Below are 9477 nucleotides of genomic sequence, written 5' to 3' on the forward strand. Positions count from 1 at the left end.
ATTCCTTCGCGGCTGAGCAGCCAGTGCAGGCGCCGATAGCCAAATCGACGGCGCTCGCCCGCAAGCACGCGCATGCGTTCGCGAGCCTCCGCATCATCCGGGCGGCGGCTTTGATACCGCACCGTGGTCCGATCCACGCCCAGCGCATCGCAGGCCCGGCGTTGGCTCACCTCGAACAGGCTCTGAAGATGAGCTACCGCCTCCCGCTTATGGCTGGGCGCTAGAATTTTTTTGACGCAATTTCCTTGAGCATGGCGTTGTCCAGCACGGCGTCCGCCAACAGCCGCTTGAGCCGAGCGTTCTCGTCTTCCAGCTGTTTGAGCCGCCTGGCGTCCGAGACTTCCAACCCGCCGAATTTGGCCTTCCACTTGTAAAACGTCGCCGAACTGATCCCGTGTCGACGGCAGACCTCCGCCGTCGACATCCCCGACTCCTGCTCTTTGAGGATGCCGATGATCTGTTCCTCGCTAAACCGACTGCTCTTCATCTCGTCCGTCTCCCTGATGGGGCGGACTCTACTCATTCCTGGAGGAAATCCACGGGCTCAGACCAGTGTCTCACGGTGGTTCAAGCTCGGCCTCCGCTCTTGCCTAGAGAGCTTCCATATTCGACCATTGATCCAGAAAGATGTTTGCAAGCCACTCACCCAGGCGCAGCAGGAAGCGATCGACGCGTTCGCCCAGGCGCATGTCGGGGTGACCTTCTACTACACGCTGCCCGATGAGACGATCGCCCGAAAATGGCAGATCATGAGCACGCGCCGCACCCAGAACGCCACGACGTGGGGCTACGAAATGCTGATCGACGAGCGGTTCGATCTATGAGTGCTTCTGGCAGGACTTCGTGTAATATTCTGACAAGTCGGATGAGTATGCGCCCGGCGAAGTCATATTCAGAGCGCTGTCAAACATGAACGTATCATAATCCCATTTTGAACGAGGGTCAGTTTTAAGAATAGAAACCAATTCACGCTCAGTCCTATTCCATTCGTTTTCCCAAACTACTTTATAATTTCCGGTAATGGCATCTTTCAAAGCGCTCTTGTAGACGCATTGGCAAACGGGAGCATGAGTCCGGGGCTCTTCATTGGTGTCGCAGATCGACGCCATATGGGCAGCATAATAGCGGGCAGCGCCCATTGTCGTGATCGGGGGACCGATGGGAGGGACGGTCTGCGCTTCCGCGCCCGGCGCGCCGATCGCGAGGATGGTGGCGCACAGAAAAATGCTCAATCGCATGTTCATGATCAACGCTAGGCGCGACGGGATTCCCGCGTCAACAGAAAATCGTTGCCTTATATTGCATCTTTCAAGGAGCGGTCACGGATGCACCGACAGACACCAGCGGTTTGCTTATCTGATGCCTGTGAGCAGCCATATTCGCACATAGCTTCCATTTGGGCCGAATAGAATTTAGCTTAACCAAGTGAGTTGATGACCGGAGGAACTTGGCTGACAGTAGGAAAATTCGGGCTTTCCCCAAATGCTGTTTTGCCGAGCGCAACAAGTGCCACACAAAGAATGATGCTCAATCGGATGTTCATCATTTGGTGATCTCGTTGAGATATCCGTGGGCGCCCCCGCAGGCTGTATCATACTGGTCTTCGATCCCTGCGGTAACGAAATATGGATTTTCGGCCTGCATCTCTGCAACGCGCTTTCCCCACGTGTGCATGGGCATTTTCAGAAGCGCTCGATTGGCAAGCTCGGCAGTTTGTTTCGAGAGAAGATCCCACCGAGCGGCGTATGATCCCTTGATAGCGTCTCTATAAGACAAGTCCTTAACGCAGCGACAAACCCCGGCTTTCGGCAGCTCGAAAGCGAATTTTTTGCCACTCTCGCACATTCCTTCCATGCGCCAGGCATAAAGACGTGCCTGGGAAACGGTATCGATTTGAGGGATTGGTGTTGGCTGGACGCTCTGCGCGAAGGCTCTAGGCGCCAGTGCTGCAACGATCGATGCGACGATAAAAATGCACATTCGGATGTTCATTTGCCACGCTAGGCGCGGCGGGTTTTCGGCGTCAACAGATAATTGTTTCTATTTCCGGACCTAGCGGAGGACGGCCTGGCCGTGCAGCCGGTCGAAGTGTTCGTTGATCCGGTGGCTCCTATCGGTGCGCATAAAATGCCGGGCGAAGCCGACGGGGAACAGTCAGGATTTGGTGCGCGCACATAGTTTGGCCGCGTGATGCCGCTTCTGGGAAATCGCCGAGCGTAGCGCGGCGCCCAGCCGGGCATTGAGGCGCCAGCGCCCGCGGGTTGGCGCCTTGGCCTCCTCCATCAGCTCGCAGACCGAGATGTATTCGCTCACCGCCACGCGCGGATAGGCCGCCAAGTGATCCTCGATCATCGGCGGCAGTTGCTTGGATGGCACCAACTTAATCACGCCCCCGACGCGCTTAATCGCCGCAGGGTCCATGGTCGCCAGGATTGGGGTTTGACTGTGAGAGCGGCACCAGGGCGTCGAGAGCGCGGATAACCTGGAGGTGGCATGCCGGCCTGATCCATATCTCATTGTCATATACGTGCTTCTTCGCGACGTAAGTTCCTCCTAGACGCCGCTCTATGGTCGTAACTGCGGGAATTTCCGCGGTTACGAGCCCGGCAGAGAGCTCTTGAGTTTGCCCGTTGCGAAGCCACTCGCTGTTCGGTCTCATAGGGTCAGCGCCGGCTGCCTTGTGGCCGTCGTTGAGGCAGAAGCGACCTGCTGAATCATACCGACGCTGTACGTAGAACGAGACTACACGACGTCGGCTCCGCGTCCGCGGTCATCCCGAAAGAGGTTTTCCAGACCGTTCCTTGTATTTAGGAACAGCAGATCACCTGAACAAAAGTTCGCGCCATGCCTAGACGCACGATGCCGGCCGGCAGCGAAATTTTGAGACTGGCGGTGACGTGGTATCCACTTGCGCACGCCGCGACGACTCAGGGTTTGAACGACACCCAGCCAATGTATGCCTGCGACGCACCCGGTCCAACGTCGGCCAGGTTGATGTCTGCCCTTGCCCCCCGGTTGAACACACTCCCTGGGCGCGACACATTTTTCGGTATATCGCAGCGACAATTGTAATTCTTGCAGTCAGTTCAGTCTTCCGTACCATTGGACATCTGCGGCAAACATACCCCGCGTTGTACCTCTATTTGGGCCGGCGCTTACCGCCTTGGTCGGTCATAGACGGCAGCGAGGCGGCGGACCCGGTACTGTGGGGCTGGCGTCATATTCCGGAAGGGCACTGCGAAGGTTCGAGGCCCACGGACGCCCGGGAGGAGGAGTACCTCTCGAGAAGCGGCGAACCATCCTACCTGCCGGCTCCAGCGGCAGGGGGCCTTCGGGACGGGCGGGCTCCGGCGGGGCGTGGACCAATACCGATTGAGCAGCCACCCTCGCACACGTGCGGGGGCTGGCCTGCTATTCCTTCGAACCAGCGTCACCAGCGAAGCGTGAACAGTTTCTAGACTCGGTTTTTTTGGTGTGTAGAGGACAGAATCAGTGATTATGAGTATACGCGAGCGGTCGCGACGCGCGCCGGCGGCTCGATGAACCCGCGCGACCTCGCCTGTTTTCGAATGTCGTGTGCTACATTCTTAGCATCCGAATCGGAAAATGGAGCGCCCCGCAGTGCTAAAGCCGCAAATTGATCCGGACTACGCAGCGCTCGCACAAACCTGGTTGAACGATGTGACCGCGGCCCCCGCCCTGATACAGGCCACCCGAGAAATCGCCCGCTACAGCCGTGACCACGGTGAGTACGGCTCGCCAGCGCAGCGGCGCAACAAGATCATTGCGATAGGCAAGGCGGCAGCACGGCTTCGCAAGCACCTCTTGGAGATCGACCCGACGACCCGGCTTGCCCTGTTCGGAAAATCACCGCCTGACGAAAATATCGAATCCCTGTCCGAGGCCGAGAGAATGGTCTCGGCCGCAGCGACCCGAGCTGCGCTGGACGACCAGGACCGGTTCTTGTCGATCGTCGATAGCATGATCACCCGCGCGGAGGCGTTCTCGGCGACGATCGCTCCGCAGTCGGCAGGCGCCCCCGAAACACCAGACCCGATCGCGTTCGGTGTCGAGTGGCTGGCGACAATTTGGCGGCGCTACCGGCACGATCCGCCCGACAGCAGCTTCAAGTGGGACGGCTTCGGAACATTCGTCGAAACCATCCTAGGTGCGCCGCCAGTTGGCGCGGATGCAGCAAAGATCCGAACCGCGGTGCGTTACCACTTCGCGGCAAGCACCGAGTGGCGCTGATAGCCAACCGCTTCTCCCCTACGATAATTCCTGATTCTTGCAGCCACGTTTTGTAGCGCGGCGACCATGACTACGGGCACATGCTGGGCATGCGCTCAGCACGCCCCCCTGCCCCTGTCGCCGGCAGCCCAGACATTTCGAACGTTGCGGCGGCCGAGCCAAATGCGCCTGAGCCACCGTCGGAACCTTCTCAGACGAAATGCCTTCGGACGCTGATACGCACTCTCGCCCGGCAGGCTGCCCGCGATAATTTCCAAAACGTCCTTCGGCGCACCGAAGGCTCGGATGCTGAGGCGGCCGCACATCCTTATAATGGACACAAGCGGTCATGCCTGAACGGTCGACAATGAGAATTCCCGCATCAAACAATGTTGCAGGCAGGATCGATCAGACTGCGCACGCGTCCACGCGTGAGGCCAAAGGCTTTCCCGGGGCTCCTGCAAGCACTGACGCGGTCGAAGTGATCAGTCCCCTCGTTGAGACCGCCGACTTAGCGAGGATCTTCCGGCGTTCAGATCGGACGATCCGGCGCTGGATTGCAGCTGGACACCTGAAGCCAATCAAGATCGGCGGCGCCGTGTTTTTCCATCCCGCTGACGTCCAGGCGCTGCTCGCGAGACACATGCGGCCTTGAGGGACCACAGGTGGTGCACAGGTCACAAGACAAAGCCCGGGCAGCACAAAGGCAATCAAAATCTCAATCAAATATTGGAGTTGTTGAGACTACTACAAGTCAGTCGGCCTGGGACTGGAATATAGTGTAATGGAAAATGTCCGGAGTTGTCCGGCTTTGACAAAACAGGAATATCACTATGCTTAAATACCCCGAAAACCCCTCGCCCGGCAACGATCCGCCGCCCGCCCCGACCGTCGCCGAGGCGATCGCGATCGTGGCCAGCTGGGACACACTTTCCATCGAACGCCGGCGTGGCCTGACGTCCTCGCTGCGCGCTATCGCGCGGATTGCTGAAAGCGATCCCGCGACGCTGCGCCTCTGCCCAGCCGAGCTGAACGCAAAAGTCCTCGGCCGGGCGCCTCAGCTGTACGGCCTGTCGGCGACTTCGATGGCGACAGTGCGCTCGCACGTCCGCTATGCGATGCGCCGCTTGGGCCTGCTCGATACGCGTCCGACGCTGACGCCGGCCTGGGCCGAACTGCGCCGCCACCTCGCTCCCCGGGTGCTGATGACCCTCACGCGCTTCCTTGCATATCATAGCGTCGCCGGCGTCCTGCCCGCCGAGGTCTCGGACGAGACGTTCGAGCGCTGCCAGAAGTGGATCCTCACCGAAACCCTTTGTCGGAATCCGCGCAGGCTGTTCGGCCAGATCAGATATGTCTGGAACAAAGTCGCGCGTGAAATGCCCGAGCTTGGTCTGCCGATCCTGGGCGCGGCCCGATGCCAGGTCCGAAAGACGGTCGCGCTGGCGGACCTGCATCCCGACATGCAGGCCGATCTGGCCCTCATGGCGGCACGCCTGGGCTCGTCCGACCTCGACGAGGATTTCGACGATGCCGATATCGGCGACGTGCTTGGGAGCGGCCCGGTCATCGACCAGGCAGGCCACCCGGCGCCGCGCCGCGCGCTGAGGCCTATCACGATCGATGAGCGGCTGCGTCACGCCCGGCAGGCGGTGTGGGTGGCGGTGCAGATCGGCGTGCCCCGCAACGAAATCCGTGGCCTGCGCGATCTCGTCGTCCCGCTCACCCGCGCCAAGCAGATCATAAGATACTTGTGGGACCGTGCAGGCAAGGCGCCGTCGGCCTCCGCCGGGCACGTGGCCGAGGTCCTGCGCCAGATTGCGAAATTCCACGTCGGCCTGCCGAAGGCGGATGTCGACCAGATTGCCGTCTGGCATCGCAAGGTAGCGCCGAAATATGCTGAGATGACGGAGAAAAACCGCCGCCGGCTTGAAGTACTGCTCACGCCAGCAGCCGAGGCGAAGCTGCTCGCACTGCCGAAGGTTCTGATGGAAGAGGCCCGCGAACTGCTGCCAGTGTCGCCCGTCCTCGCGGTCAGCGCGGCCAAGCGCGCCCTGCTCGTTCACCTGGAGCTTTTCTACGCGTTCCGCGTGAAAAACGTCTGTCTACTCCGCCGCGACCGGCACCTCGTTCTGGCGGCTCCGGGCACACCCGACGCTGCCCGGTTCCTGATTCCGGAAGAAGAGTTAAAAAATTCAAAGACCTTCGACCGTCCCGTCCTCAGCCTGACCAATGCGTACATCCAGGAGTGGGAGCGGACATTCCGCCCACTGATCGCAGCGCCGGGCAATCCGTATTTGTTCCCCGGCGAGGACAACAAGCCGATGTGCCGGCAGGCCATAGCCGCTTCCTTGAAGAAGATCATCGTCGAGCGCGTCGGCTGCGAAGTAAACATTCACTTGATGCGGCACCGCGCCGCGGTCGCCTATCTCAAGATCTACCCCGGAGAATTCGGCATCGTGGCCGAGCTCCTCGGCCACAAGACCGAGAAAACCGCCCGGAAGTCTTACACTGGCCCGGAGCGCGACGCGGCGTTCGAACGCTTTGACCACACAGTGCTCGACGCGATGAAGTCGCTAAAGCGTGCCTCCGCGCCGAAGCACCGCCGCCCACGCGCCGGGAGGTCGTTGTTGGTCAATGATGGGCCTGCCTCGCCCCGCACGTCTCGCGGCCATAAGCACGCCCCCTCGCCTGCATCATCGCGCAGGTCTTCGGTGCAACGCACTGCGACGGGCGGCGTTCCGCCCAGCCCGGGGGCTACGCGGTCAAATGCCCGGAAAAAGGGGGCGGCGGAATGAGCTCGACCGATCCGAACCGTCCCGAGGAGAAGGCCAATGCGCGCGACGACGCGACACGGCTCAGGCGGCTCGACCGCCTGGTCGCGACCTGGCCCGCCATCGACCGGGAGCTCTGGCTCGCCAGCTGCGCTCCAGGCGATCCGTTCGACGACCCCGGCTACGGCTCGACCCTCCGCCTTGCCTCACGGCACAAGATCGCCAGGGGCTACACGTATTGGCTAGACTTCCTCCGGGCGAGCGGCAGGCTGGATGAGACCGCGCCCCCGGAGGCGCGGATCTCCCACGCCCGCAGCGCCGCGTGGTTCCGTGCCCTGAAAGCCCGGGGGAATGCGCCGTTCACCATCGTCGGCCGCTTTGCCGAGCTGAGCATGGCGGTCAAGGTGATGGCGCCTTACGCGGACCGCTCCTGCATCCTCCAGCCCTATGGCGCCTCCGTCCGCTGTCGCCTGACCCTGACCAAGCGCGAGATCGACGTGCCTGACGTGCGGATCCTCTACGCCGAAGGCTTCCGGCTGATGGACACGGCGGATCTCTCGCGAGTGGATGTAGATCTCGGCGAAGCCCTGAAATTCCGCGATGGCCTGCTGTTCGCCACCCTCGCCTCTCGCGGCCGCCGGCTCGGCACTATCGTCCAGACCATGACGTCCGCCAATGTCGAGCGCACCGACGATCAGTATCGGATCACCTACAGGCCCGACCAAGTCAAGACGGGTTACCTCGGCCGCGCCGATCGCGTCCTGATGCCGAAGCGCCTGACCCCCTACATCGACATTTATCTGGAAAAAGTCCGGCCGCGCCTGCTGCGCGGTCCTGACGGCGGCGCATTCTGGATCGGTCGCCTTGGGAAGCCGCTCGGTGAGGGAGGGATCACAAAAATCGTGGTGACCCGCTCCCGGACCCTGCTCGGCAAACCCATCCGGCCACACCGGTTCCGCCATGCGATCGGCAGTACGGCCCCGCTGGTGAACCGCAGCCAACCCGGCCTTGCCCGTGCGGTGATCGACATCAGCGAGGACGTAATGGCGGAACACTACAATCGCGCGGACGGTATCGTCGCGACCGAGATTTTTCACGGGTATCTGCTCAGGGCGACCCAGGAAGCTGAGAACCGCGAGCGCCTTGGAAGGATTCGGCGGTCCCAATAGAAGCGGAAACGTTACGGAGTTCCCACTGCACCGCAACTGGGCACGCCTACCCAGAAGACAAACAAAACACTGATATCATTACGTATTTTGTTGCGCCTTCCACTTTTTTATTGTATATTATCAATACAGGCCATGCCTCCGTCAGCCTCATGGGGCGGATCGAAATCGATCCGCCAGGCGTCTCGGTCTGTCGCCGCCCGCAGCCACGGCGCGCGGGTTAATCCATGAAGCGCTGACCGAAATTCAGGACACAACAATGACCACAATGTCTCTGCACGATGCGGTACGCGCCGACATGCGCGCTCGCCTCGCTCTCATTCGTAGCCTCTACGACCTCGACGACGGTCTCAAAATCATCGCCCAAATGATCGATGGTATCCGCCACGACGCATCTGGACAGCAGGAAGAAACTCCCACGGACCAGAGCAATACACACCTAGCTGCCGACCTCGTGACCCTCGATACAGCAGTTCAGGATCTGGCCGACCGCGTTCTCACCCACAGGCGTGCGACCGTGAAAGTCCTGTTTGGACACGATCATTTGGCTACGTAACGACAAACCCACCTCGCCTCCCGGCGGGGTGGGTTTTGTCGTTCGCACCGAATACTATTCATCCAAAGATAAACGTCTGGAACGCGCCCATGCACGAACCCGCTTCGCGGGAATAGGGCTGAGGTTGAAGCGGCACATTTCGATGAGGTCTTGAGCGCGGGGCGGTAGGCTTCTCAGCATGGGGTTCCCTTCATTTTAAGAGGAACCTCCGATGCCAGTTTCACCTATCGAACGGCCTGTCAGCGCGCTCCGGCAGCGCATGCTCGAAGATATGGCGATGCGCGGCCTGCGATCGGCCACGCAGCGGGACTATATTCGCTTTGTTCAGAGCTTCGCGGCATTCCTCAGGCGGCCGCCGGACACGGCGACAGCTGAGGATATCCGTCGCTTTCAGGTTCACCAGCACGAGAGCGGGGTGCAACCGCCGACGATCAACTGCTCGGTTTCGGCGCTACGGTTTTTCTTCACGGTGACGCTCGATCGGCCGGACCTGTCGCGGCGCCTGGTCTTGGCGCGCTCGCCTCGCAAATTGCCGGATGTGCTGAGTGTCGATGAGGTCGGCCGGCTGCTCGAGGCGGCCCCCGGCATCAAGTACAAGGCCATTCTCGGTACCGCCTATGGCGCCGGCCTGCGCGTGTCGGAGGTGGCAAGCCTCAAGGTCGACGATATCGACAGCACGCGGATGCTGATCAGGGTCGAGCAGGGCAAGGGCCGCAAGGACCGCAACGCCATGCTTTCACCCCAGTTGCTC

The 9477-nt window shown here is 61.0% G+C and carries 10 protein-coding genes and 2 pseudogenes; 7 read left to right on the forward strand and 5 right to left on the reverse strand.

Going from position 1 to position 9477, the window contains the following annotated elements:
• Window positions 1–487, reverse strand: a pseudogene (tnpA, locus tag RT91_RS20540) (IS66 family insertion sequence element accessory protein TnpA); the annotation flags it as partial.
• Between the two features lie 127 nt (window positions 488–614).
• On the opposite strand from tnpA, the gene RT91_RS10065 reads away from it, so the two are divergent.
• Complete coding sequence (locus RT91_RS10065) at window positions 615–824, forward strand: hypothetical protein (RefSeq protein ID WP_035187102.1); 210 nt, start codon at window positions 615–617, stop codon at window positions 822–824.
• Here the strand turns inward: RT91_RS10065 and RT91_RS21455 are convergent.
• The 4 genes and pseudogenes from RT91_RS21455 to RT91_RS23030 form a co-directional block, all read right to left on the reverse strand.
• Window positions 819–1232, reverse strand: coding sequence for a hypothetical protein (locus RT91_RS21455; RefSeq protein ID WP_152982818.1), 414 nt, complete (start codon window positions 1230–1232; stop codon window positions 819–821). The two genes, RT91_RS10065 and RT91_RS21455, sit on opposite strands and share 6 nt — an antisense overlap.
• Before the next feature lie 310 nt (window positions 1233–1542).
• Window positions 1543–1980, reverse strand: a complete 438-nt coding sequence (locus RT91_RS21460) for a hypothetical protein (protein ID WP_152982819.1) — start codon at window positions 1978–1980, stop codon at window positions 1543–1545.
• 174 nt (window positions 1981–2154) lie between these two features.
• A complete protein-coding gene (locus RT91_RS10070) occupies window positions 2155–2421 on the reverse strand; it encodes a hypothetical protein (protein ID WP_152982820.1) in 267 nt (88 codons plus the stop codon).
• Window positions 2402–2719 (reverse strand): annotated as a pseudogene (locus RT91_RS23030) (KilA-N domain-containing protein); the annotation flags it as partial. The gene RT91_RS10070 and the pseudogene RT91_RS23030, both read right to left, overlap by 20 nt.
• Before the next feature lie 887 nt (window positions 2720–3606).
• Here RT91_RS23030 and RT91_RS10075 point away from each other — a divergent pair.
• The 6 genes from RT91_RS10075 to RT91_RS10095 all read left to right on the forward strand — a co-directional run.
• The gene (locus RT91_RS10075) at window positions 3607–4251 is read left to right on the forward strand and encodes a hypothetical protein (protein ID WP_035187104.1); all 645 of its coding nucleotides are present in this window, start codon (window positions 3607–3609) and stop codon (window positions 4249–4251) included.
• Window positions 4252–4597: 346 nt separating this feature from the next.
• Window positions 4598–4885 carry a helix-turn-helix domain-containing protein gene (locus tag RT91_RS23035; RefSeq protein WP_408735336.1) on the forward strand — a complete coding sequence of 96 codons (288 nt, stop codon included), beginning with the start codon at window positions 4598–4600 and terminating at the stop codon, window positions 4883–4885.
• A gap of 178 nt (window positions 4886–5063) precedes the next feature.
• Entirely contained in the window at window positions 5064–7028 is a 1965-nt protein-coding gene (locus RT91_RS10080; RefSeq protein WP_082468581.1) for a tyrosine-type recombinase/integrase, read from the forward strand.
• Window positions 7025–8173: an integrase gene (locus RT91_RS10085; protein WP_035187105.1), complete on the forward strand. Its 1149-nt coding sequence runs from the start codon at window positions 7025–7027 to the stop codon at window positions 8171–8173. Before RT91_RS10080 ends, RT91_RS10085 begins: the two co-directional genes overlap by 4 nt.
• Window positions 8174–8429: 256 nt before the next feature.
• Window positions 8430–8726 carry a hypothetical protein gene (locus tag RT91_RS10090; RefSeq protein ID WP_035187106.1) on the forward strand — a complete coding sequence of 99 codons (297 nt, stop codon included), beginning with the start codon at window positions 8430–8432 and terminating at the stop codon, window positions 8724–8726.
• Window positions 8727–8937: 211 nt separating this feature from the next.
• A partial coding sequence (locus RT91_RS10095; RefSeq protein ID WP_035187108.1) for a phage integrase N-terminal SAM-like domain-containing protein occupies window positions 8938–9477 on the forward strand: 540 nt, incomplete at its 3' end.

Source organism: Acidiphilium sp. JA12-A1 (genome assembly GCF_000724705.2).
In the GTDB taxonomy this organism is placed as follows: domain Bacteria; phylum Pseudomonadota; class Alphaproteobacteria; order Acetobacterales; family Acetobacteraceae; genus Acidiphilium; species Acidiphilium multivorum.